17 protein-coding genes and 8 pseudogenes are annotated in these 23,463 nt (G+C 58.6%); 9 read left to right on the top strand and 16 right to left on the bottom strand.

The features are described from left to right. The 6 genes from NKH93_RS32920 to NKH93_RS32895 all read right to left on the bottom strand — a co-directional run. Positions 1-591: aminotransferase class III-fold pyridoxal phosphate-dependent enzyme (locus NKH93_RS32920; RefSeq protein ID WP_352975763.1), on the bottom strand; the 591-nt coding region annotated here is incomplete at its 3' end. Positions 592-790: 199 nt separating this feature from the next. Then, the gene (locus NKH93_RS32915; RefSeq protein ID WP_352975760.1) at positions 791-1,831 is read right to left on the bottom strand and encodes an ABC transporter ATP-binding protein; all 1,041 of its coding nucleotides are present in this window, start codon (positions 1,829-1,831) and stop codon (positions 791-793) included. Then, entirely contained in the window at positions 1,828-2,835 is a 1,008-nt protein-coding gene (locus tag NKH93_RS32910) for an ABC transporter ATP-binding protein (protein ID WP_352975756.1), read from the bottom strand. The genes NKH93_RS32915 and NKH93_RS32910 overlap by 4 nt, the downstream gene beginning before the upstream one ends. A 1-nt stretch (position 2,836) precedes the next feature. Continuing rightward, positions 2,837-3,718 (bottom strand): ABC transporter permease, encoded by an 882-nt coding sequence (locus tag NKH93_RS32905; protein WP_352975750.1) that lies wholly within the window; start codon positions 3,716-3,718, stop codon positions 2,837-2,839. Between the two features lies 1 nt (position 3,719). Then, entirely contained in the window at positions 3,720-4,661 is a 942-nt protein-coding gene (locus NKH93_RS32900) for an ABC transporter permease (RefSeq protein WP_352975746.1), read from the bottom strand. A gap of 3 nt (positions 4,662-4,664) precedes the next feature. Next, positions 4,665-6,266, bottom strand: coding sequence for an ABC transporter substrate-binding protein (locus tag NKH93_RS32895; RefSeq protein WP_352975743.1), 1,602 nt, complete (start codon positions 6,264-6,266; stop codon positions 4,665-4,667). Between the two features lie 633 nt (positions 6,267-6,899). Between NKH93_RS32895 and NKH93_RS32890 the strand changes: the two are divergent. Further along, positions 6,900-7,396 (top strand): annotated as a pseudogene (locus NKH93_RS32890) (IS6 family transposase); the annotation flags it as partial. 169 nt (positions 7,397-7,565) lie between these two features. Here NKH93_RS32890 and NKH93_RS32885 read toward each other — a convergent pair. Beyond that, on the bottom strand, positions 7,566-7,799 hold the full coding sequence (locus tag NKH93_RS32885; protein WP_352975738.1) for a LysR family transcriptional regulator: 234 nt from the start codon (positions 7,797-7,799) through the stop codon (positions 7,566-7,568). A 385-nt stretch (positions 7,800-8,184) separates the two neighbouring features. On the opposite strand from NKH93_RS32885, the gene NKH93_RS32880 reads away from it, so the two are divergent. From NKH93_RS32880 to NKH93_RS32855, 6 genes and pseudogenes are all read left to right on the top strand, one after another. Then, the gene (locus NKH93_RS32880) at positions 8,185-8,502 is read left to right on the top strand and encodes a N,N-dimethylformamidase alpha subunit family protein (RefSeq protein WP_352975735.1); all 318 of its coding nucleotides are present in this window, start codon (positions 8,185-8,187) and stop codon (positions 8,500-8,502) included. Next, a complete protein-coding gene (locus NKH93_RS32875) occupies positions 8,499-10,781 on the top strand; it encodes a N,N-dimethylformamidase beta subunit family domain-containing protein (RefSeq protein WP_352975733.1) in 2,283 nt (760 codons plus the stop codon). The genes NKH93_RS32880 and NKH93_RS32875 overlap by 4 nt, the downstream gene beginning before the upstream one ends. Positions 10,782-10,791: 10 nt before the next feature. Beyond that, positions 10,792-11,186 (top strand): annotated as a pseudogene (locus tag NKH93_RS32870) (acetyl-CoA C-acetyltransferase); the annotation flags it as partial. Between the two features lie 87 nt (positions 11,187-11,273). After that, positions 11,274-11,438 carry a hypothetical protein gene (locus tag NKH93_RS32865; RefSeq protein WP_502896542.1) on the top strand — a complete coding sequence of 55 codons (165 nt, stop codon included), beginning with the start codon at positions 11,274-11,276 and terminating at the stop codon, positions 11,436-11,438. Beyond that, on the top strand, positions 11,435-13,120 hold the full coding sequence (locus tag NKH93_RS32860; protein WP_352975730.1) for a N,N-dimethylformamidase beta subunit family domain-containing protein: 1,686 nt from the start codon (positions 11,435-11,437) through the stop codon (positions 13,118-13,120). Before NKH93_RS32865 ends, NKH93_RS32860 begins: the two co-directional genes overlap by 4 nt. Before the next feature lie 182 nt (positions 13,121-13,302). Next, positions 13,303-13,510, top strand: a pseudogene (locus NKH93_RS32855) (IS630 family transposase); the annotation flags it as partial. A gap of 261 nt (positions 13,511-13,771) precedes the next feature. Here the strand turns inward: NKH93_RS32855 and NKH93_RS32850 are convergent. The 5 genes and pseudogenes from NKH93_RS32850 to NKH93_RS32830 form a co-directional block, all read right to left on the bottom strand. Beyond that, a pseudogene (locus tag NKH93_RS32850) lies at positions 13,772-14,242 on the bottom strand (IS110 family RNA-guided transposase); the annotation flags it as partial. A gap of 132 nt (positions 14,243-14,374) precedes the next feature. Then, a pseudogene (gene tnpC, locus NKH93_RS32845) lies at positions 14,375-15,960 on the bottom strand (IS66 family transposase). A gap of 69 nt (positions 15,961-16,029) precedes the next feature. Further along, positions 16,030-16,383, bottom strand: a complete 354-nt coding sequence (gene tnpB, locus NKH93_RS32840) for an IS66 family insertion sequence element accessory protein TnpB (protein ID WP_352480788.1) — start codon at positions 16,381-16,383, stop codon at positions 16,030-16,032. Continuing rightward, positions 16,380-16,559: a hypothetical protein gene (locus tag NKH93_RS32835; RefSeq protein ID WP_352975726.1), complete on the bottom strand. Its 180-nt coding sequence runs from the start codon at positions 16,557-16,559 to the stop codon at positions 16,380-16,382. The genes tnpB and NKH93_RS32835 overlap by 4 nt, the downstream gene beginning before the upstream one ends. A gap of 336 nt (positions 16,560-16,895) precedes the next feature. Continuing rightward, a pseudogene (locus NKH93_RS32830) lies at positions 16,896-17,327 on the bottom strand (IS110 family transposase); the annotation flags it as partial. A gap of 72 nt (positions 17,328-17,399) precedes the next feature. Between NKH93_RS32830 and NKH93_RS32825 the strand changes: the two are divergent. Continuing rightward, positions 17,400-17,986 (top strand): annotated as a pseudogene (locus NKH93_RS32825) (IS630 family transposase); the annotation flags it as partial. Positions 17,987-18,014: 28 nt separating this feature from the next. Here the strand turns inward: NKH93_RS32825 and NKH93_RS32820 are convergent. The 4 genes from NKH93_RS32820 to NKH93_RS32805 form a co-directional block, all read right to left on the bottom strand. Continuing rightward, the gene (locus tag NKH93_RS32820) at positions 18,015-18,416 is read right to left on the bottom strand and encodes a PaaI family thioesterase (RefSeq protein ID WP_352975722.1); all 402 of its coding nucleotides are present in this window, start codon (positions 18,414-18,416) and stop codon (positions 18,015-18,017) included. A gap of 14 nt (positions 18,417-18,430) precedes the next feature. Then, positions 18,431-19,354, bottom strand: coding sequence for a 3,5-dioxohexanoate:acetyl-CoA acetone transferase (gene kce / locus NKH93_RS32815; RefSeq protein ID WP_352975714.1), 924 nt, complete (start codon positions 19,352-19,354; stop codon positions 18,431-18,433). 1 nt (position 19,355) lies between these two features. Next, positions 19,356-20,690 carry an aminotransferase class III-fold pyridoxal phosphate-dependent enzyme gene (locus NKH93_RS32810; RefSeq protein WP_352975710.1) on the bottom strand — a complete coding sequence of 445 codons (1,335 nt, stop codon included), beginning with the start codon at positions 20,688-20,690 and terminating at the stop codon, positions 19,356-19,358. A gap of 1,048 nt (positions 20,691-21,738) precedes the next feature. Continuing rightward, on the bottom strand, positions 21,739-23,025 hold the full coding sequence (locus NKH93_RS32805) for a diaminopimelate decarboxylase family protein (protein ID WP_352975708.1): 1,287 nt from the start codon (positions 23,023-23,025) through the stop codon (positions 21,739-21,741). A 232-nt stretch (positions 23,026-23,257) separates the two neighbouring features. Between NKH93_RS32805 and NKH93_RS34455 the strand changes: the two are divergent. Next, positions 23,258-23,463 (top strand): annotated as a pseudogene (locus NKH93_RS34455) (IS6 family transposase); the annotation flags it as partial.

Genomic DNA, 23,463 nt, shown 5'->3' with positions numbered 1-23,463 from the left:
ACGAAGCATGACAACCTCGTCGGCAACCGATGCCGGCATGCCTACATAGGAGGGTACCGCGACGGGTGCGTCGGGAGATCCCCAAGTGGAAGGTATTCCCCCGGCCCCTGCTTCCGCCCAATCATACTTGCCATGGTAGGCACCTTCGATCTTGGCGATACAAGAGCGCCCGGTGAAGGCGCGCGCGGCTTTGATGGCAAACATCACGGCTTCTGTGCCAGTGTTGACGAAACTGATCTGGTCGATTGCGGGAATGCGATCGACCAGCAGTTCCGCAAGGTCGATCTCATGGGCGGTCGGATTGGTAAAACAGGTACCATCACGAAGAAGACGCGAGACAGCGTCCATCACCGGAGCAAACCCATGGCCATGGATTAGGGTGGTGAGATTATTACTGAGGTCGAGAAAACGCTGCCCGTCAACGTCGACAAGATAGGCGCCCTCACCTTTCAGGACGTAGCGCGGCAACGGGTCGCGCTCGACTCTGACACGGCTGGTCCCATCCGGGATAACGTCGCAGCCGCGGGTGAACAATTTTTCGGACTGGGCGCCAGGCAAGGAGGCGCTCGGCGCCGTGTTTTCGTGCAACATAATAATGCATCTCCTAAACATAACAAGGGGTGGCTCGCACTTGTGGCAGTATTTTGTTACAACAACATAGCACAACTCTGCATCGGCGCAGGGGGATGTCGGATTCTACTTCACGTGGGACACTAATTGTGTTCATAACTGCAGTACGCGCGCTATGGGGATGTGGAAACGAAGCATAACGAGAGGGCGCCCAGTATTCTCATGCATTTGCTTCAGGAACGGTGTGCCGACGATTTGGTTGCCGCAAGTGGGGGCCGGGACTCTCAGTCGCCGGAGCGCGCACATGACATGCCACGACGCGCCCGTCTGCCATTGGCACCAAAGGAGGGACTTCGATGCGGCACCGCTCGACGGCGAGCGGACAGCGCGGGTGGAATGCGCACCCACGCGGCGGGTTGATCGGGCTTGGCACCTCGCCCTCGAGGGGCACCTCCAGCCGAACGCGCGTCGGATCCGGAACCGGAGCTGCCGCAATCAGTGCCTCGGTATAGGGATGGACCGGTTTCGCGAAGAGCGCCTCGCTCGGGGCGAGCTCCACGATCCGTCCCAAATACATGACGGCGACGCGATGCGCGATATGCTCCACGACCCCGAGGTCATGGGAGATGAAGACGAAGGCGATGCCCATCTGCTGCTGGAGATCCAGAAGCAGATTCAAGATCTGCGCCTGCACGGAGACGTCAAGGGCTGACACCGCTTCGTCGGCGATGATGAGAGAGGGGTTGAGCGACAGGGCGCGTGCAATGCCGAGCCGCTGGCGCTGACCGCCCGACAAGTCACACGGAAGCCTGTACATCATCTCAGGCGACATTCCGACTTTTCGTAGAAGGTCCGCGGCGAGTGCCTGGCGCTGCTTCCGGCTGAGGCGCTCGAAATTCTCGACAGGCTCAGTGATAATTTGTCCGGCCGTGAGACGCGGGTTCAGCGACGAGTAAGGATCCTGAAAGACCATCTGCATCCGACGGCGCCAGGCGTGAAGCGCGTCCGTCTTGAGGCTCGCAATATCGGTCCCGTCGATCAGCACGCGGCCGCGCGTCGGCTCGACTAGCCGCATCAGGAGCCGCGCCACGGTGGACTTGCCGCAGCCGGATTCGCCGACGATGCAGAGCGTCTCGCCCGCCTCGACGGTGAAGGATACATCCTCCACCGCCCGGATCACCGGAATTGTCTTCTTCAGGAATCCCGCACCGAGCGGATAATGCTTGGTCAGATTCTCGACTTTCAGCAGAGGACCATTCATGCGCCCATCACCTCGTCGGCGCGCCAGCAAGCTGCCGCGTGCCCTGAGCCGACATCAAGCAGGCTGGGTGTCTTCTCGCGGCAAATGTCGATAGCGAACGGGCAGCGAGGCGCAAAGCTGCAGCCGACAATGGGCTCGCGCAGGTTTGGCACGATCCCGGCAATTTCTGGAAGGCGGCGCTGGCGGCCACGCCGCGGATCCGGTACCGATCGCATGAGGCCTTGAGTGTAGGGATGCGCCGGACGCGCAAACAGATCTATCACGCTCGCTTGTTCTACGATTCGGCCGGCATACATGACAATTACGCGCTGGCAGGTCTCGGCTACAACGCCGAGGTCATGTGTGATGAACATCACGGCCGTTCCCGTGCGCTCTTTCAGATCGACGGTCAGCCTCAGGATCTGCGCCTGGATGGTGACATCGAGCGCAGTCGTCGGCTCGTCGGCAATCAACAGTTCCGGCGAGCAGGCAAGAGCCATGGCGATCATGGCACGCTGGCGCATGCCGCCCGACATTTCATGCGGATAGTTGCTGACGCGCCGTTCCGGGTCCGCGATGCGGACGAGACGGAGCATCTCTTCGGCTTTTGCCATGGCCGCCGAGCGGGACGCATTTGTGTGGATCTGCACCGCCTCGGCGATCTGGCGGCCGACAGTATAGACCGGGTTCAGGCTCGTCATAGGCTCCTGGAAGATCATGGCGATCTGGTCGCCGCGGATCTTTCGCATCTCCCGATCGGACAGATCAAGCAAGTCGCGTCCGTGAAATCGGACCTCGCCACCGACAGTCCTGGCGGAAAGCTTCGGTAGCAGGCGAAGGATCGAGAGGGCAGTGACGCTCTTCCCACATCCCGATTCGCCGACAACGCCAAGCGTCTCGCCTTTCTTCACCTGGAAGCTGATGCCGCTCAAGGCGCGGGTGACGCTTTGCTCCCCGAAAAAGTGTGTCTCAAGGTCGCGAACGTCGAGAAGCACATCATCCTCTGCAGATTCTCGCATCAGCATGTCAGCGTCTCCGCTTTGAGCGGGGATCGAACATATCGCGCAGGCCGTCCCCGAGCAGGTTGACGGCAAGGACCGTGACGGCAAGGCAGATACCGGGCGCGAAGATCGTCAATGGGGCGCTAGAGAGATACAGGCGCGAACTGGCGATCATGTTGCCCCAGCTCGGGATTTCGGGCGGCACACCCACGCCGAGGAAACTTAGCCCAGCCTCTGTCAGGATGGCGCTGGCGCAAACAGTGGCGCTCTGCACCATTAGCGACGGAATGGTGCTTGGGAGGATATGCCGCCACAGCACCTTTGGCAGGCGCGCGCCGCCGCAGAGGGCGGCTTCCACATAAGGACGTTCCCGAACGCTGAGGACCACTGAACGAACCAATCGCGCCACCGCCGGCGTCTCGGGAATCGCAATCGCGACGATGAGGATACCGATCCCGGGGCCGGTCAGGGAAATAAGGGCAATGGCCAGCAGAATTGTTGGGATCGACATCAGGCCGTCCATGATCCGCATGACGATATTGTCGAACGTGCGGTTGTAGCCGGCGAGGATGCCAATCAGGAGCCCAATCATGGCCGCGCAAGCCGCCGACAGCAATCCGACCATGATGGAGGTCCGCGCGCCGAAAATCGTTCGGGCAAACACATCACGGCCCAGATTGTCGCTACCGAACCACATCTCGGCGGAAGGCGGTTGGAGGCGCTTGAACGGATCTATGTTCACCGGATCGCCGGCGTAAAGCGGGGCGGCGAGCGCTAGAATGATGAGGAGTGCCAACAGGCCGCCGCCGACCAGGACGAGCGGATGCCGCCTTGCGAGGCGGGGAAGATCGGATAGCTGCAGCTGACCCATCGGCACGGCTTCAACTGGTGCGGAGATTAGCGTCATATCAGTACCGGATCCGGGGATCGATCAGCGTATACGCCAGATCGACCGTAAGATTGATAAGGACGTACAGACCCGAAGTCAGGATGAGCACGCTCTGGATGATGGGATAGTCTCGATTGTTGATAGCATCCACAACCAGACGACCGATACCGGGTATGTTGAATACAGTTTCCGTGAGAACGACTCCGCCGATCAGATAGGCGAAGCTTATGCCGATCACAGTCAGGATCGGGACGCCGGCATTCTTTAAGGCATGGTGGAACAGCATGGCATAGGACGAAGCACCTTTAGCGGCGGCCGTGCGCATATAGTCTTCCGAAAGAACTTCGAGCATGCTCGCCCGCGTGACCCGGGCGATGAATGCAATGAAGCCAATGCTCAATGCTACGGTGGGCAGGATGAGATGCACAAACCAAGGGCCAAGACCACTGCCGATCGGCACATACCCCTGCACCGGCAGCCAGTGCATCCTGATAGCAAAGAAGTATATGAAAAAATAACCGATGACAAAGACCGGGACGGAATAACCCACTGCCGAAAAGGCCGCAAGGATGCGGTCGATGAGACCGCCAGTTCGCCACGCGGCGAGGATGCCGAAGGAGACCCCGACCGTTACCGAAAGGATCATCGTCAGGGTAGACAGGGAAAGGGTCGGTTCAAGCCGCTGCGAGATGAGCTCGAGAACCGGTCGTCCGGAAAAGATCGAGATGCCGAAATCGCCGCCGAGCATTTCCCGCACCCAACGAATGAACTGAACCGGCAGTGGGTCGTTCAGGCCGAGTTTTTCGCGGATGCCGGCAATCATCTCTGCCGTGGCCGACTTACCGGCGATCATCGCCGCAGGGTCGCCGGGCGCCAGCCTGAGCAGTAGGAAAACGAAGATCCCGACCATCGCCATGACGGCGATGGCCGAAATCAACCGGCGGAGGATGTAGCTCCCCATCGCTCAGGCTTTTTCCATGTTCCACATTGGGAAGCGCGTGTTTGGCCCCTCGATGAGACCAGTGAGCGCCTTACTGCGCGCAACTGGCGCGAGAACCTTCCCCAGCATGATGCAGCCGACGAAGTCCCACCAAATCCCTTGCATTTTGCGGGCGAGTGCCTGCCGCTCTTCGAGTGTTGCGACGTCTGCCCATTTGGCCCGGAGCGCTTCGTATTCGTCGTTCTTTGGCCAGCCGTAAAACGCTTCTTCACCATTTGCGTGCAAGACGGAACAGCCGATCGGATTGCCGAAGCCATTATCGGGCCAGTCCGAAATGAACATGCTCCAGCCGCCATTCTCGACGGGGCCCTTGTTCGCCCGAGCCGTGGAAAACTCACTGAAAGACATCGGCCCAAGCACGACATTGATCCCGATTTTACGCAGCACATCGGCCAGTGCCAGCGCGGCATTGCTGGCAGCCGGCCAGTCGGTAATTTGAAAAAGATAAAGCTTCTCGCCGGCATAGCCGGCCTCCTGGAACAGCTGTTTGGCCCTCTGCGGATCACCACCCTTCTTGTACCATCCCGTATTCTCGTCATTGGAATAGGGACTACTATCTCCGAAGATCGAAATCAGGCGGCGACCGTAATCGGGATCGGGAGAAATGACGCGAAGGAACGCCTCCTGGTCAATCAGGTGAAGCATCGCCTGGCGTGCTTTGACATTGTTGAAGGGTGGCTGCAGGAAATTCATGCGTAGATAGAGGTCATCCCCCCCCTTATCCAGAAGCTGAAGTTCAAGATTGGGGTCGCTTTTGATAGTGCCGTAAAGATCGGCGGACGGAGCCTGAACGAAGTCGATTTCACCTGCTTGCAAGGCGGCCAAGGCTGTCTGCTCATCCGCAATATTTTGCCAGACGACTCGATCGACCTTAACGACCTTCCCACCGGCGTATCCATCGGAGGGCTCTTGGCGCGGCACGTACTTTTCGTTGCGGTCGTAAGTGAAACTCGCACCTGGGCGAGCAAGAGCCTCATTGAACGTGAACGGCCCCGATCCGATATTCGCGGTCACCTGCTCGGTTGGGGGACGATCTGCGTCCTTTTCGCGCATGACGGCTAGGAAATTTATGCCTCCTGCCAGTAAATCGAGCAAAAGCCCTAACGGTTTGTCGAGAACGATCTTGAACGTCTTGTTGCCCGTGGTCGCAATATCGCTGGCCCGCTCCTTGATCAGTTTCCCACCGCCGTCCACCTGCCACCAGCGACGGATGGATGCCACGCAGTCCGCCGACGTGACGGGGCTGCCGTCATTGAATTGCAGGCCATCCCGAAGCTCAAACGTATAGGTCATTTTGTCTTCGGAAACCCCCCATTTCCCCACCATTTGCGGCTGCGGCACGAGCTTGGAGTCGAGCGCGAAAAGCGTGTCGTAGACCGCCCAGGCATGTATGTAAGTGATGTCAGAGATGGATAAGATTGGATCGACAACAGTGAGGTCGCTCATCGCCATCCGGACCGTCCGGGCGGCTTCTGGTGATGACTGTGCCCGAAGGATCGATGGGATCGATAAGGCTGTTCCAGCTGCCATACTTGCCTTGATTAAGTCACGTCGAGTGATTGTCATAGTTTATTCCCCTTTTTTAGACTTTCTCGGTGTTTTATCCCAAAGCCGCAGCTGAAAAATTATGTGGAGTGCGGACAGAGAACCGTAGGTAAAGCCAGACCGCGTGAGCACCGATCTGAGGCGGAAACCGACGACGTTTTGAAACTAATATCTGCATCCCAAAAATTGCGTTCAATCCGACACGCAAGCAACCGCATGCCGATTAACGTGACAACATCCTTCGCGATCATCCTTCGAACCGTTGACCTCGACAAATGCTTTGTTCTGCACGGTATGGTGCCTTAAAGTGACCATGGACAACGGCATTCGGTATGCGCGTCGGAGGATGGGCAAGCAGAAGGGGCGACATGAATATTCAACTTTGCGCTCATCGGGCTTTGAAACGCCCGTCCAAAGGTTGAGCCGAACAGTCCATCCTTCAAATCGTAAGCGTACTATGCAAATTCTGCGCGCCAAATGCCTCGTTTGTGGCTTCGTTCAATCCTGAATGTCGCTGTGTCCTAGACTAGTCACTTGGAACCGAAGTAATGCTCTTGTCGGAGAGGGGATTGGCTGGGGGACAGGCGGATTTGGTCGGATTGAGCGGATAGGGCCAGTCTTTTTTCGAAGCTCAAGTTCGACGGCGCAGCCGAAGTGATTGCTCCAGCCGGTTGGCTCCATTTTCGGTTCCCGCTCAGTCTGCGAGTGGTCGAGGATACGCCGGCTACTCGTAGCGTCATCGTCTCTCACCAGACCGAGAGGCTCTGGGTGGAGAAGTTCGGCAGGCATTTCGCCAAAGATATCAGGAGGCGATCAGCCGGTCGGCTTGGCGCCAAATAGTACCTCGTGAGTCGTCATCTTCATTGGCGGCAAGACAAGCTGGCTCTGGCGCGCCGGAGTTCAGGACGTTTCATCCTTGACGTCCTTGTCCAAGGCCGCCGCATTGCCAAGGCTGCAAAGCGTTTGATGCGAAAGCTCATGAAGACCGGCCGTTCGCCGCGTGTGATGATCACCGACAAGCTGCGATCATATAATGCCGCCAAGCGGGAGATCATGCTCGGAGTCAAACATCGCTCGCATAAAGGCCTGACCATCGAGATGAAAACTCCCATCAGCCCACACGAAAGCGAGAGAGGGTTATGAAGCGCTTCATTGGGGCGCCCTCGTGTGGGCCGAAGAGCGACATCACACCCTGGCAGGTAACTCTCGAGATCAGGCAGCCGAGGAAGCAGCACGATCGACGCGATACCCGGCGTACACCAAATATCCAGCTGGGTAGGCAGATCGGGCTTTAGCTCGGACGTGGCAAGTGTGATCGCTTCAAACGCACGGGATATCTTCTGATAATAAACGTTTCCCTGCCCCCGTGAGCGTCAAGCCCCTGCCTTCACGCTCGAAGAACGCCACCCCGACACGGTCCTGGAGGTTTTGGATGTGGCGCGAGACCGCCGTATGACTAACCGAGAGCTCATTTCCAGCCGCGCGGACGCTGCCCGTCCGTGCAACAGCCTCAAAAGCGCGAAGCGCAATCAGAGGTGGTAGCTGATGACTCATGTTTGTAATCACTCTTTCTAAACGGCGCAGAGCTTTGCACCTCGACTATTGGTGACTTTAAGTGAACACATCCTGCTCAACAAAGCAATTGTCGCGCCTGCAGCTTGGGAGCACCTTCGCTCGTCTGTGGCAAATTCCAAAAGGCCTGACAATGACTGAAATCCCCGCAGAAAGAGAATTTCTGGGGTCTAAGCCCCGCGAGCATTTGACCAAAGTGCTCACGCGCACTGATCCGATCGAGGTATCGCCGGACGGCCGCATCAAGTGCGCTCTGGTAGTTGGTTAGTTCCTCGAGCGACTATCTCGGCTTGGCACGCGACGTTCGGACGTTCCTGCTCCGGGAAAAATGGGGGTCTTCAGTCGACAGAGAGGCGGTATACTCAAGATGACCATTAAAATCGATCCGATAAAAGATCTTGCTTATGCGCGTGAATTCATGGCCATGCCAATCGGCCGCCACAGTCCCAACCTGCAGCGCATCCTGCGCTTTATGCGCCGTGAGCCAGCATCGGAAAAGCCGTGGTTGTTAACTTTGGAGCGGGGCCAAAAATGGGCTTTAGTACGCTTGGGCGGTCCCGGTGAGGAGCGGGTGGTTTCACTCAATAAAATTTACACCGATGAACGCGAGGCCGAGCGCGATGTGTTTGTACAACGTTGGCGAAAACTGACCGGCCAAGACCTGAATGAGGCCCTTTCAAAATGAGTGACTTACCAAAATTGAGTGTTGTTGGGTATGCCGATCGTCAGTCGGTAGCACCTGGTGAAACTGTCCGGTTCATGGTCAGTAAGGAAGGCAATATCAACCAATACCGAGCGCGCCTTATGCGTATGCATAGTTTAGATAGCCATGCGGGCGGCTGTGGGCTCATAGAAGAGGAAGTTCCGGCCGACTTTGCGGGGGTATATCCTGCTCGCCATCAGCAATTAACTACCGGATCCTACGTTCGTTTTGCTGAAAGCCAGCAACCTGACTGGTTGGGGAGCTTTACCCTGCAAGCCTACATCTGGCCCACGTTGCCAGGCGAAAAGTGTCAAAGCATCATCGCCTATTGGAACGAGCCAGCCAAGGAGGGAATACGTCTCGAAATAGACGGCAAGGGTGCGTTATCTCTTGTCTTGGCAGAAAGTCGTGGCGTCGAGACAGTAGTTTCCACCGAAACTTCGCTTTTGACACGCGAGTGGTATTTGGTATCGGCGAGTTTTGATTTTGAGACTGGTGACGTTTGCCTTTCGCAAACGCCGTTGCGCCGCTACCCTAAGATCAACGAAACGGCGCTGGTGCGCACCACAATTGATGTAGGCCATCAATGGTCAGGGGCGGTTCTATCCATCGCGGCTCACTCAACAAAGGGGATTGAGAGCAACTACAGTGGATTTTTTAATGGCAAAATTGACCGCCCCCGCATAGCGCGACGCGCGTTGACCGCCGATGAAATCGTCGCTCTAGCCGCAGATCGGGTGCCAACAGAGTTGTCGCAAGATATCATCGGCTCCTGGGATTTTTCGATTTATCAAGGTACTAACCACATTCACGATCTCTCGTTATCCCTGCGTCATGGCGAGGCCATCAATCTTCCAGCTCGGGCAATGACCGGCCACAATTGGGTTGGCGGAAATAATGATTTCAAAGTTGTGCCTGAGCAATACGGCGCGATCCATTTTCATGACGATGATCTCTATGATGCACGTTGGGAAGCGGATTTTCAGTGGACAGTACCGGATTCGCTGCCGAGTGGATGCTACGCGGTCAGGTTAGATAACGCTAACATACCAGGTTACATTATTTTCTTTGTCCGGCCGCCTCGCCAAGGCGGGGGAAAACGTCCCAAGATAGCGTTCCTAGCTCCGACAGCACATTATTTGGCTTATGCCAACTTCCGCCGTTTGAAGGAACGCGATCCGATGTCGGAAGATCCTGGGCGTTTATGGCAATTCGGACCTGAAGAGGTGCTGTTGGAGCAGCGTTCCAATTTTGGTAGTTCTCTTTATGAACGTCACACCGATGGCAGCGGCGTTTGTTATTCGTCGTATTTGCGCCCTGTACTCAACATGCGTCCAGACACGCGCTTGTCGAGCCTAGCTGGCGACGGTTATGTTTTGGCTTTTTTGCGTGAATGCGAAATGGATTATGACGTAATAACCGATGAAGATCTTGATTGCGAAGGTCGTCGATTGCTCGATTCCTATTCAGTGGTCATGACGGGCGGTCACCCTGAATATATTACGAAGCGCATGTGGGACGGTTTGATAGGGTTTCTGCAGCGCGGCGGACGCTTGATGTATTTAGGGGGTAACGGGTTTTACTGGCGCGTAGCTTTCCATAATACTCTGCCGGGAGTTCTGGAAGTTCGACGTGGCGAAGACGGAGAACGCACTTGGGCAGCAGAGCCTGGCGAATATTATATGAGCTTTACTGGTGAATATGGTGGCTTATGGCGGCGCAACGGTCATGCTCCCAATGAGCTAGTCGGTGTCGGGTTCACGGCACAGGGATTTGACACTGCAACTTATTACCGTCGAAACAGCGATGCAGAAAACCCACGCGCCCAATTTATATTTGCTGGTGTGGCTGATGAAATCATCGGGGACTTTGGTGTCGGCTTTGGCGGGGCGGCAGGGCAAGAGATCGATCGGTATGATCGCAGCTTGGGTTCACCGCCGCATGCGCTGATCTTAGCAAGTTCCGAAGGTCACACCGACAATATGCTACTCGCCAAGGAAGACTTAGATGGCACCGGTTTGCGTGTTGGTGGGGTCGAAAACGAACTTGTTCGGGCTGATATGGTGTTCTTCGAAACGGGTTATGGCGGCGCAGTCTTCTCAAGCGGCTCCATATCTTGGGTAGCTGCGATGCCCTGGAATAATTTTGAGAACAATGTGGCCAAGATCACGCGAAATGTTTTGGAACGTTTTGTCGATGATGAACCCTTTACGATGTTTAACGTCCCCCAAAGCGAAGCCATAAAGGGGCCACGAGAGTAGCCTCTGGCGTGCAGAGGCAGGTCGCCGCGGCATCGAGCCGCTGGCCCGCATCGCGTCGTGGGCAACCGCCGGCGTCGATCCGCAGATTATGGGCACAGGACCGATCCCCGCGTCCCGCAAAGCGCTGGAAAAGGCCAGCTGGGCGATCGGCGATGTCGAGTTGGTAGAGGCCAACGAAGCCTTTGCGGCGCAGACCTGCGCCGTCAACAAGAACCTCGGCTGGAATACCTCGATCGTCAACGTCGACGGCGGCGCCATTGCCATCGGCCAGCCGATCGGCGGGTCCGGCGCGCGCGTACTCAATACCCTGCTGTTTGAAATGAGGCGGCGCAGCGTGGCAAAGGGGTCTGGCAACCCTGTGCATCGGTGGTGGCATGGGTCGCCATGTGTCTTGAAGGGTTATGAAGCACAGCAAGTTCTACGTTTGTTGGTCATAGAAAAGATGACCAAATCCAGGCGTTAAATGTGCTAAGCCATAGGAGTTATGATCGCTTGTCTCAAAATTTTGAAGAGACCCGGCGAAGGAACGAAACGCTGTTCATGGATGGCGGCGTGCTGGCGGAAGAAGGCGCGCCGGGCGACATCTTCCGCGCGCCGCAGAAAGAACGCACCCGCACCTTCCTCAAGAAATACCTCGCTGCCGGAGTAAGACGATGACCAGACTGACCATGGAATTCCCCGATTTTGGACTGACGCCGGAACAGCGCCGGCATGCGGTACGCGGCCACTACTATGAGTCGCCAGGCATGGATGGCGAGCGCGGCGAGATCTGGTGCTACAGCGACCGCTTTTCCTATCGCGCGGGTGAGACCGCGACGTTGCGTGTCAGTTCGACAGCTCCGGCATTCAAAATGGCGATCGTCCGCGATGGCAGCACCGAAACGAAAGTGTTCGAGAAATCGGGCATCGCGGCGCGCTGGCAGGACAGCCCCGACCAATGCTCGGTCGACGGCTGCGGCTGGGAAGCCTCGTTTGAATTTCGCGTTTTAGCAGACTGGCCCTCCGGCGCCTACCGGGTGACGCTGACCGCCGATGGCCGGGACGGCAAGCCAATCCACAGCCACCATCTTTTCATTGTCTCTCCCCAGCCCGGCAAGAAGCCTGGCCGTGTGCTGCAGGTGGCGGCGACGGGCACTTGGCTTGCCTACAACACCTGGGGCGGCTCCAACCACTATCAGGGCATAACCGGCCCAGACCGCAACCAGTATTCGCCCACAGTGTCGACGCAGCGCCCCTGGTGCCGCGGTTTCGTCGTGCTCCCGAACGATGCGCCGCGCGTACCGCTCGAAGTCGCCGTGCCGCTGAAGACGCTACCGCGCTATCCGCATATGGAATGGGCCTTTGCTACCGGCCATTCGAAGAAATACGCCTCGTCCGGCTGGGCGAGCTACGACAGCCACTTCTTTCGCTTCGCCGAGCGGGCCGGCTACGCCGTCGATCTCGCCAGCCAGCACGATCTGCATTTCTCCCCCGACATCCTCGACGGCTATGACTGCGTCGTCTTCGTCGGCCACGACGAATATTGGACCTGGGAAATGCGCGATGCGGTCGACACCTATGTCGAGCGCGGCGGCCATGCGGCGCGCTTTGCCGGCAATTTCATGTGGCAGACCAGGCTTGAGGACGAAGGCCGCCGGCAGGTCTGCTACAAATACCGCGCTCGCGCCGAGGACCCGGCCTATCGCGGCGGCGATATAAGGCGCGCCACCAATTCCTGGGAAGCGCCGGAAATCGGCCGGCCGGGTGCGGCGACCTTCGGGCTCAACGCGACAAGAGGCGTCTATGCCGGCTGGGGCGGATGCGCGCCGCGCGGCGTACGCGGCTTTCCGGTCTACCGCCCGGAGCATTGGGCGTTTGCCGGCACCGGCATCTACTATGGCGACCTGCTCGGCGCCGACAGCCATGTCTATGGCTACGAGGTCGACGGACTCGACTTCGAGATCCGTGGCGGCCTGCCCTACCCCACAGCGGCCAGCGGCGCGCCGGATGGCCTGCAGGTTCTCGCCGTCGGCATGGCATCCCAGGTCGAGGAAAGCGCCGACATCCCGATCGAGGACCAGTTCCTGACCGACCAGGACGGCCGCTTCACCGCCGAAACGCTGTTCGGCGAGGCAAGCGACGCCAATCTCGACAAGGTCAAACGCGGCAACGGCATGATCGTCAATTTCCCGCGCGGCAAGGGCGAGGTGTTCCACGCTGGAAGCTGCGAATGGGTGACCGGCCTGCTAAGACAGGATCCGATGGTCGAACGCGTCACCCGCAATGTCCTTGATCGTTACCTCGGAAAGGGCGATGTCACGTTGTCTGCACATAAACGCCTTGAGACCTGCGGCCGCTGATGTCAGCTGACCACGGCCACGGCTTTCCATTCCGCCGTTGCATCAGAACCAAGAAAACTGTCCACAAACTGGCCATTATCCCCAATCTCGAAATCTGCAATCGAGCGTTTCCTATGAAGCGGCCGAATTCTTCACGGCCGACTTATTAAGCAGATGAGTGATCAATTCGATAACTGTGGCTGAGGACCGGCGAACTGACGCCACGCCCGCAGGGCCGCCGCCGCGCCTGCAGCCTCGATGCGCATGAAGCCTTCATCGTCGGGCTGATCGAGAAGCGCAAGAACATCGCTGAACGAGATGGTGGAGCGGCTGGTCGCCGAGCAGTCGATGCGGATCAGCCGCAGCGCCTTGAGCGCCTGGCTTCGCGGCCACGGCTGGACATTCAAAAAACGTGTGGCCCGCCCGTCTGCACGAGGATTTTACGGTGTTCTGATCAGTCTGCGTCAACGTATACGGTCTCATAGGTTAGCCTCACGGCCAAGATGCACATCCGCGCGTTCAGACCCCAATAAGTCCGTCGGCACCACGTGCCGTTTTTTGATCGGGCTTTCCAAACGCCGGTCAACTGTCAGGCCATCTTCACGATCCTTCCTGCAAAACCTCATTGAACTACGTGCGCGATTGCACGTAGCGCACCCGATTATGCAGTCGCTACCAGGTAGCCGCGTTCGAGCGTATCTCCTTGCGTAAAGCGGCCCAGGCGATACGCGCCAGCTTGTTCGCCAAAGCCACTACCACGGCATTACGATGCACACCTCTCTCGATCATTGCCCTCAGCCACCATCGTCCCGTAGGCGTGTCGCTCTTTGAAAGCGATGGCAATGCCGCGTGGGCGCCATGGATGAGCAAAGTGCGCAGATAGGTGTTGCCGCGCTTGGATATCCCAAGCAGCCGAGACTTGCCCCCCGTGCTGTATTGTCTAGGAACCAACCCGAGCCAGGAGCCAAGGTCTCGGGCCTTGGCAAAGTTGCTTGCATTACCTACTGCCGCGACCAAAGCCGTCGCGTTGAGCACCCCAATGCCGGGGATCGAGGTCAACCTGCGTGTGACGGCATCGTTGCGCGCCAGTTGGACAAACTCATCGTTCAGCGCCCCAATCTTCGCGTCGAGCTCCTTCCATTCGGCTCACAGCCGCCAATCAGCTGACGCATGCGGGGCGACAAGGTCTCATTGCCCTCGGCAAGCATGCCATCCAAATCAAGCTCGAACTTTCGCCTGCCAGCCGGGAAGATAAGTAAGCGCCTCGCCGATCACCTATGGGTTTGGGCTTGATGTTTTCCGGAATCGCCAGGGCATAAGTTCCTCGATCTGGCTCTGTGGATGGCCGTTGATGATGGCCTCGAGGGTTTCGGCGAAGTAGGCAACGGGATTGACGTCGTTGAGCCTGCAGGTGGCCACGACGGATGAGAGCAGCGCCCAGTTTTCGGCCCCGACCTCATGGCCAGCAAAGAGAGTATTTTTTCTGGTCAAGCATACGGGCCGGATGGCGTTTTCGACCGGGTTGGTGTCGAGCTCGAGCCGGCCGTCGCCGAGGAAGCGGGTGAGCCCTTCCCAATGGGCAAGACCATAGCGGATGTCTTCGGCCAGCTTTGAGCCCGAGGAGATCATCGACAATTGCTTTTCAGACCACGGCTCCAAGGCGGCGATGATCGGGGTGGAGTACTGCTGTCGGGCGGCGAGCCGAGCTTGTGGCGTCATGCCGCGCACCGTCGCCTCGACGGCGTAGAGCGTAGCGATCTGGCGCACGGCAGCTTCGGCGATCGGGGACTTGGTGTTGCGCGCCAGCTTCACAAAACGTCGGCGCAGGTGGCTCCAGCAATGGACGAGCAGCCACGGTCCTTGTGGCCGCTCCAGGCGTGTCAGCCGGTCATAGCCCTCATAGGCGTCAACCTGCAGGAACTGTCCGCCGAAGCCTTGAAGGAAGCGTTCGGCATGCTCGCCGTCGCGCCCCGGCGCATAGTGGAACAGCACGATGGGCGGGCCTTGGCCACCATGGCCGCGATCATCGGAGGCGATTGCCCAGAAGAAGCCCTTCTTGACCTTGCCGCGTCCGGGATCGAGCACCGGCGCCGTGGTCTCGTCCATGAACAGGCGCTCTGCCGCAGCCAGATGCCCGCGCATCTGATCGGCTATGGGCTTGAGATGGAAGCAGGCCCGGCCTGCCCAGTTGCCCAGTGTCGCCCGATCCAGCTGGATGCCCTGGCGGGCGTAGATCTCGGCCTGCCGGTAGAACGGCAAATGATCACCGAACTTGGCGACGATGACCTGGGCGATCAGCGCCTCGGTCGGCAGGCCGCCGGGCACGATATGCTCGGGCGCATGCGCCTGCACGACGGCGCCCGAGCAGCGCCGGCAAGCGTATTTCGGGCGGCGCGTAACCAGAACACGCAGTTGCGCCGGGATTGCGTCGAGCCGCTCGCTGACATCCTCGCCATCCTGGCCATCTCGCCGCAGCCGCACGGACACAGCGTGCTCTTGGGCTCGATGATCCGCTCCACTCGCGGCAGATGGGCAGGCAAGTGGCCACGATTGCGCTGGCGCGAACCGGACGAGCCGTCCGAACGCCCCTGGATGACCCGCTGCGCCTTTTCCTGCGCGGCATCGAGCACGCCCTGCGCGATCTCCACGTCTTCGAGCGGCAGGTGGTATTGATCGGGATGCAGCTTCTCGGACTTGGCGCCGAACTTCTCGTAGTTGAGCTGGCTGACGACGCTCTCCAGCCGGCGGCGCGCCTCCTCGCACTCAGCCAAGGCAGCCTGGTGCTCGGCCAGGGCCGCTTGCGTTTGGGCCAGGAGCGCCTTCAAACGCTCGTTCTCTTCCTGGAGAACCGTCAGATTCATGCACTAAATCAAGCACATGAGTGCCGATAACGCCATTGGAGACAAGGCACCTGAGTCACTGTGCCACACTCATCCGGCCAGCTGCGGACGCCGTGCCCGCTCGGGGCGAACCAGTCTCCAATCCAGCCCTTCGAACAAGGCCGCGAACATCGCCGGCGACATGCGCATCACGCCGTCGCGAACCTGCGGCCAGACGAACTTCGAGCCCTCGAGCCGCTTGTGCACCAGCACAAGGCCGGTGCGATCCCACACCAAAATCTTGATCCTGTCAGCCCTTTTGGCCCGGAAGACGAAGGCTGCCCCACAGAACGGGTCGAGGCCTAGCATCTCCTGCACAGCCAATGCCAATCCGTCCATGCCGCGCCGGAAGTCAACCGGCCGGGTCGCCACGTAGATCTTCAGATCGTTGCCCGGTGCAATCATCGCGACGCCCGAACCGCTCGGATCACCTGCGATAGCTGTTCGAGGTCAACCGCCGTTCGGATCACCATGTCGACGATCACGATCTCCACCTTCGCCGGCGTCGATTTCGATGGCCTCATCCTCCGCTGAGGCACCGATGAGTCGTCCACCATCAACTGCGCGAACATCGGCGCCATGCTTTCCGGCAGTGCCAGTTGTCCCTGACGAAGGCGACGCCGCCAATCCTAGACCTGCCAGCGGGTCGCGCCATGCTTGCGTGCGACCGCCGCCACCTGCACCCCCGGCATCAGGCTCTCGGCCGCAATCCGGGCTCTCTCAGCCTCCGAGCGAACCCGCCGTCCCGTTGGACCTTCCAGAACTTCGATCCGGCCTGCGTAGCCAGCTGTTGGGACGTCCAAATCGACGTCCATTTTGCCGTCTGCTCCCACGTAGGCCCTCCGTCTCTCGCGATCGGGAGGATTCTTCGCACATTCATCTCATGCCCCGCACGAGGGGAGCGGCGTGGCGCTTACGAAGATCACCCCGCGTTCCAGCAAGATCGCTCGCAACTGGTTGAGGAGGTTGGTTCGTTCGGCCACGAGGCGAGAACGCACTCGATGCAGCGTCTGGACGTCTAACTGCTCCTGGCTCTTGAGTTCGACGAAGCGCATTGTCGGTCGTGAGGCGGCCTCGGCGATCGCCTCGGCATCGCGGTCATCGTTCTTCTGCGCCTTATATGGGCGAACGTATTCCGGTGACATTAACCGGATCTGCTGACGTTGCGCCGCAAACAAGCGCCCCACATGATGCGCGCCGCAGCATGCTTCCATTGCGACCACACAGGCCGGAAGCTTCGTAACGTAGTCGATCAGCGTCTGCCGGCGCATTGTTCGATGAACGACCACCGCACCGGCCGCATCGACCCCAATTATGCTGCAAGAGTTCTTGCCCAGATCAATAGACATTGGCTCGTTCCTTTCTATTTCTGGATATCAGCATTGTACTCGATGCTGGGAGAAGGGCGGGCCATTCCATTAGCCGCGCACGCACTGGAGCAGGATCGCCCCGATATCCTGAAGCGGCGCCGGGACTGGTTCGATGGCCAGCTCGATCCTCGATCCGCGAAGCTCGTGTTCATTGATAAGACCGGCCTCTCCACAAAGATGGTCCGCCTGCGTGGAAGAGCGCCGCGCGGCGAGCGCTGCCGGGCCGGCATGCCGCATGGCCACTGGAAGACCACGACCTTCACCGGAGCGCTACGGCTGACGGGCATGACTGCGCCCTTCGTCTATGACGGCGCCATGAACGGCAACGTGTTTCTGGCCTATGTCGAGCAGGTGCTGCTCCCGACATTGTCGGAGGGCGACGTAGTCGCCATGGACAACCTGCCCGCCCACAAGGCCGCCGGCGTGCGCGACGCGATTGAGGCCGCAGGCGCGAGCCTGCTCTACCTGCCGCCCTACAGTCCCGACTTCAACCCGATGAGAACGCCTTCGCCAAACTCAAGGCGCTGGTGCGAGCAAAGGCCGAGAGAACCATCAAGGCTTTGTGGGACGCGGTCGGCGCGGTCATCGACCTCTTCACCCCAGCAGAATGTGCCAACTACTTCAAAGCCGCAGGATAGGAACCGGATTAAACAGGACGTGCTCTATCTAGGTTGAAACGACGGCAAGGGTTACCAAGGCTACCGCAATCAACTTCCCGTCTTTACGGGACATTTTCGCCTCGGAGACCATGATCCTGGAGCCTGAATGCAAGGCTGTCGCGACCACGTCAACGTCTCCATCGGTGACCGCGAGCGGCCGAAGAAAATTCACTTTCAAGTCGATGGTGGTGCAAATGTTCCCTTCGGAACAAAGAAGATCACAGCTCCAGGCGGCGGCTGTATCCAATGCGGTTGCGATGATGCCTCCCGCAACGCTTCCCCGCGGATTGGCATGTGCCTGCGCCGGCTTCAGCGACATCGACACTCGGCCAAGGCCGAAATCGTTGACCCGAAGACCTATCAGCTCATAGAGCGGAACTTTGGCCTCGCGACGGCGGATGGCGTCCAATCTGTCGCCAATAGTCACGATCCGGCCCTTATTCCCAGACGCTGCCGGGCCTCAGCAGCAGATGCTGTCGGCTGGTGCAATTCAGCCAAGATACCAGCGATCTTTCGGACCTGTTGGGCGTTCGTCTGCGCAAGTTCGCCGGGACCAAGCCAAAGGTTGTCCTCAAGCCCGACGCGAATGTTGCCTCCCATAACTGCCGCCATGGTGCAAAGAGGCATCTGAACCCGACCGCCCGGCAGGACTGACCATTCGATATCGTTGCCGAAGAGGCGGGTCGCCGTATCCTTCATCAGCATCAAGCTGTCGGCATCGGCGCCGATCCCGCCTAAAATACCCATCACAAACTGGACGAAAGGCTTGGAGGTCACGATACCGCGGTCGAGCAAGTGCGCAAGGCTATATAGATGGCCCACATCATAAGCCTCGAACTCAAATCGCGTGCCGAAGCGACCATCGAGATCCTTGATGATCCGCTCCATGTCGTTGAAAGTGTTCTTGAAGAAGCCGTCCTTGGTGGAGGTCAGAAACGGCTTTTCCCAATCGTGCTTCCATTCCCGCGGCTTCTCCGCCATGGAGTGAAGAGCAAAGTTCATCGTTCCGAGGTTAAGCGAGCACAATTCGGGCCCGATCAAAGCCGGCGCCTCTAGCCGTTCCTCGACTGACATTTTAGCGCTTCCGCCCGTCGTGATACTGAGCACCGCGTCAGTTTGGGCTTCTATCTTCTTCACAACCCGCAAAAACAGCTCGGGATCCGCTGAAGGTTTGCCCGTATCCGGGTCGCGAACGTGAAGGTGGAGGACTGCCGCGCCGGCCTGGGCCGCACCGACTGCCTGCTTGACAATCTCCTCCTCCGACACTGGGAGATAGGGGGACATAGATGGCGTGTGAATCGATCCAGTGATCGCGCACGTGATGATGGTTGAGCGAGTTTGCTTCATCTCATGGCTCCACGTCTGAAAGGGCTTGGCGAACAGACATACCAAGCTTGTCAGTGATCTCTTCAAGTTCACTGTCCGGCGAATTGTAGCGAGGTGCGAGGATGATGGTATCGCCAGAGAATCCGTCTACGTTTCCGCCCGAGGGGTAGCAGATCAATCCATTCTCGAAGGCGCGCTCGCGAACCTTCAAGAACAGCTTCTTCTCGGCAGGAAAGGGCACCTTGGTTGCTCTGTCCGCCACAAGCTCCACACCGAGGAAATAGCCTCTGCCACGGATATCTCCGACTGCTTCCACGCCGTCCAGGGAGTCCCGCACAAGCTGAAAAAACCGCGGACTGTTTGACCTGACGCGCTCCAAGAGACGGTCGCGCTTGATGATCCTCTGCACCGCAACGCCGGCCGCACAGGCAGCCGTATGGCCAGTAAACGTATGACCTGTCATCGGTCCGCCATATGCTGCTGTTATGGCATCTCTCACCTTGTGGCCATAAACCGCAGCGCCGAGCGGTATGTATCCACCGGCCAGGCTCTTGGATATCGGCATGATGTCAGGGGCAACCTGATCATGTTCAAGCGCGCGAAAGGTGCCGCACCTCCCGCTTCCACACATCACCTCGTCGGCAATCATCAAAACGCCGTAGTGATCACATACTTCCCGGATGCGTGCGGTATAACCCGGAGGCGCTGGGACGACGCCACCGGCAGCGCCGACAACCGGCTCGAAGATGAAGGCAGCAACCTGTTCGGGTCCCAGCCGTTCGATCTCGGTGGCTAGCTCCAGAGCGCAGATTTCCGCCACCATGTCAGGGGAAACACCGGACGGCGGGCGATAGGCATTGACGGGCGATAGAAACGATATGGGTGGTAACGCATGTTCGTAAGGGGCCCTACGTTCTGCAAAGCCAGACAGTGCGAGCGCGCCAAGCGAGTTGCCGTGCCAGGACCGATGGCGGGAGATAAATTTGTAACGGGACCTCTCGCCGCGCGCTGCATGATATTGCAATGCCAATTTCAAACAGGATTCGACCGCTTCCGACCCTCCAGACACGAAAACCATCGAGTCAAGATCCGCGCCGCAGGCTTCACTGATCAGCGCCGTAAGCTCTTCCATGGGGTCGCTGGTAAAGGTATAGCGGTAGCCATGCATGACACGCTTCATCTGATCGTGGATGGCGTCCACGACCTCGATGTTGCTATAGCCGAGGCTGTACACCGCCGGTCCGCCGGAGCCGTCGATATAGGTCTTGCCGGATGTATCTGTAACGTGCCCCCCTGTACCCCAAGCCACCCTCGGCAGCCCCGCTGTCGCGATCGTCGTCGATGTCTTCGTATCCAAGCCAGTCACCGATCAGTCCCTTCTCAACGGCATTGTCAGGCTATGACTCGAACCGTCCACAAGCCCGAATTGCTCAATGTCCGGATCCAGCACCTCGAAACCCAGACTCAACCCAATGTCTACTGGAGCGTTCCAACTCAAGCGCGAAAGAATACGACACCGCACCATCGTTGTTCTCAACATAAACTCCCCGGCAGTGTGGAGCGCTGCTCCATCGAGCCCCAAACCAGAAAAGGTCGGTTGGACAACTATAAATTTGGACAAATCGCACAATTAGTACATCTGCTTTTGTGCGCACGTACAGAAAGCGGAGACAGCCATCGGCACCGGCCAATCGTCAGATAGATCCAACCAGAGAAATAGCCTGGGCGGCGGATGCAACGACTTCTGCGTTCATACCTTCTCTGAGCAATTCGATAGGAACGCGACCCTTGAGAAGCGGCGAGGGGCTGATCAGCCACAGCCAAGCCAATCTGGGATCGGAGATCGAGGAAAGGACCTACCTGATTCCCGGCATGGGCCTGCCGTCGATGAACTGAGCCAGGGGACATGCTTGCGGGAGCCTCTCCGAAAGGCAACCACATCATTATGCCGCTGCCACCAATGCAGCGTGGCCCGCGGTATTCCAAAACGTCTCTCGAGATGCGTCGACCCCGCAACTGGACCGGCCCACTCTGCAATGCGCGCTCCTTCTCTCGGGCAATCTTTCTGAACCGGATGTCGCGCAAGCCTGTAACGGCCCGTATCATCGCCTTGTCGCGGGGGCCTTTCGAAAGCGTTTCAAAGCTGAACACCTGCTCGAAGAACGAGACCGTCCTGTCGAGGTCCTCTACGGTGAAGCTGAAGTGGTTAAGGCGTATCGCGTCGACATCGTTCATTGACGTGTCCTCTCTGCCGATTATTGCGTAAATTCCGACGTAGCCGTTACTTGGGTAACAAGTGTTCGGGCACCGACGTATTCCGATAAAGATCCTCAACGGTTTCCCGCCGCTTGATCATATGGACCGCGCCATTGCTGATCATCACCGTGGCAGGTCGAGGAACGCTGTTAAACTGCGTCGATGCCGAATCGGCGTACATTCCGGCATCCAGGATTGCGACGGGTTCGCCCATGGCCAATTTGGGAACCGGCCAGTTGTCCGCCATACGCGAGTCGATACAGGTCGATCCGACTATTTGGGCTAGTTCGGCATAGGCCCTGTCCACCCGCTCGCAGGTAGGAAATGATAGGCGCTGCCGGCCGTATCAATGCGCCGCAGATTGTTGGTGCTGAAGTCAACGTACACCATCCCGCAGTTCGCTTGACCTGACCTACTCGGCCCAGCAGCGCCACAGCGTTGCCGACAATAAATCTCCCAGGCTTCGTGCGAAGCTCTGGAATAGGCATCTGGTGCCACTTGAATGTGGCGATACGCGAGGCTACGACCGCTTCAGCAAAGTTTTCGACTGAAGAACCGTTCAGCTCGTGGGTCCGCGGTTCCGGGTCGCGGTCGCGAGGCCAGCCACCGCCGATGTCGATAAGCTCTGGTACAAACCCTGTGGCTTTGCGGACCCGGATGATCGTTTCTGCAAAGTCGCGTGTGCACTCTGCGAACAGCTCGGGATTTTGTGTAAATCGGGGCGTGTGAAGACTGAACCCGCGCAGCCGGAGGTTCCGGCAGTCTGGAATTTGGGGAATCAGATCAAGGGCGGAGTCGACCGAAGGTCCCCACTTTTCCCGCAAAAGGAAATTCCTGGAGTCGTTGGCCAGGCCCACGTAATCACTTGGTGAACCTGCCAGGCTTTCCGGAGCGCTCTTGATGCGCAGGGCGACGGACCCAACCTTTCCAAGGTCCGCACGTATCGCATCCAGCATGCGGATCTCATCCACCGCATCGGTGTTGACGCTGACGCCCTTCTGAATGGCGGCGCGCAATTCGGCTTCCGTCTTGTTGCTGCCGTTCATAGCGACCCGCTCGGGATCGGCACCGCCCATGAACGTGGAATGCAATTCGCCCAAGCCGAAGCAGTCGCCACCAGCGCCCTCCTGATGGATGACTGCCCGGAACGCCGGATTGTTGTTCGACTTGATGGCGTACATGGCCACGACCTTGTTCGGCCAGAGCCTTTCGAAGACCCCTTTGATCCGACGGAAGTTTTCGCGCAGCGTTTGCTCGCTTACCGTATACAAAGGCGAGCCGAAATCTGAGAGTAGATCCTCGGCCTTGTAGCCAACGAAGATCAGATCGCCGTCCGGCGAAACCTCGAGCGGATCAGTGTGCGTGAGCACTTTGGTCAAATGCTCGCGGGGCTTAAACCCCAGTAATTCTCTTTCTGCGGGGATTTCAATCATCATTAAGCCTTTGGAACCTGCGATTTCTACGTCTGCTGCAGTCACTGCTGTTCGGCGCGACGAATGTCCCCCCAGGCGAAAAGCGCGACAATTGCTTTGTTCTTGACGAAATGGTGACTATAAGTGACCAATTGATCGAGATAACCGAGGTTCAGGTCTGAGTTTCGAGAGATGAGCCACCGCGGCGTTATCGACTTAACTCGCGTTCAGGGATTTGCGGCATAGACCCGATGACATGAACACCGCGGCCGTCAGCTACAAGCGCCATCGTTTCCCGCCGCAGATCATCGCCCATGCAGTCTGGCTCTACTGCAGGTTCCCTTGAGCCTGCGTCTGGCCGAGGAAATGCTGCTGGACGCGGGGTCGTGGTTCGTATGAGACAATCCGCCGGTGGGGCATCAAGTTCGGTCCGCATTACGCTCGCCGCGCGCCGCAAGCAGC

Origin of the sequence: Mesorhizobium sp. M0954 (assembly GCF_040319155.1) — a bacterium.
Taxonomy (GTDB): Bacteria; Pseudomonadota; Alphaproteobacteria; order Rhizobiales; family Rhizobiaceae; genus Mesorhizobium.
Note: the sequence above shows the minus strand (reverse complement) of the source record. Positions and strands in the feature narration are given on the sequence as shown.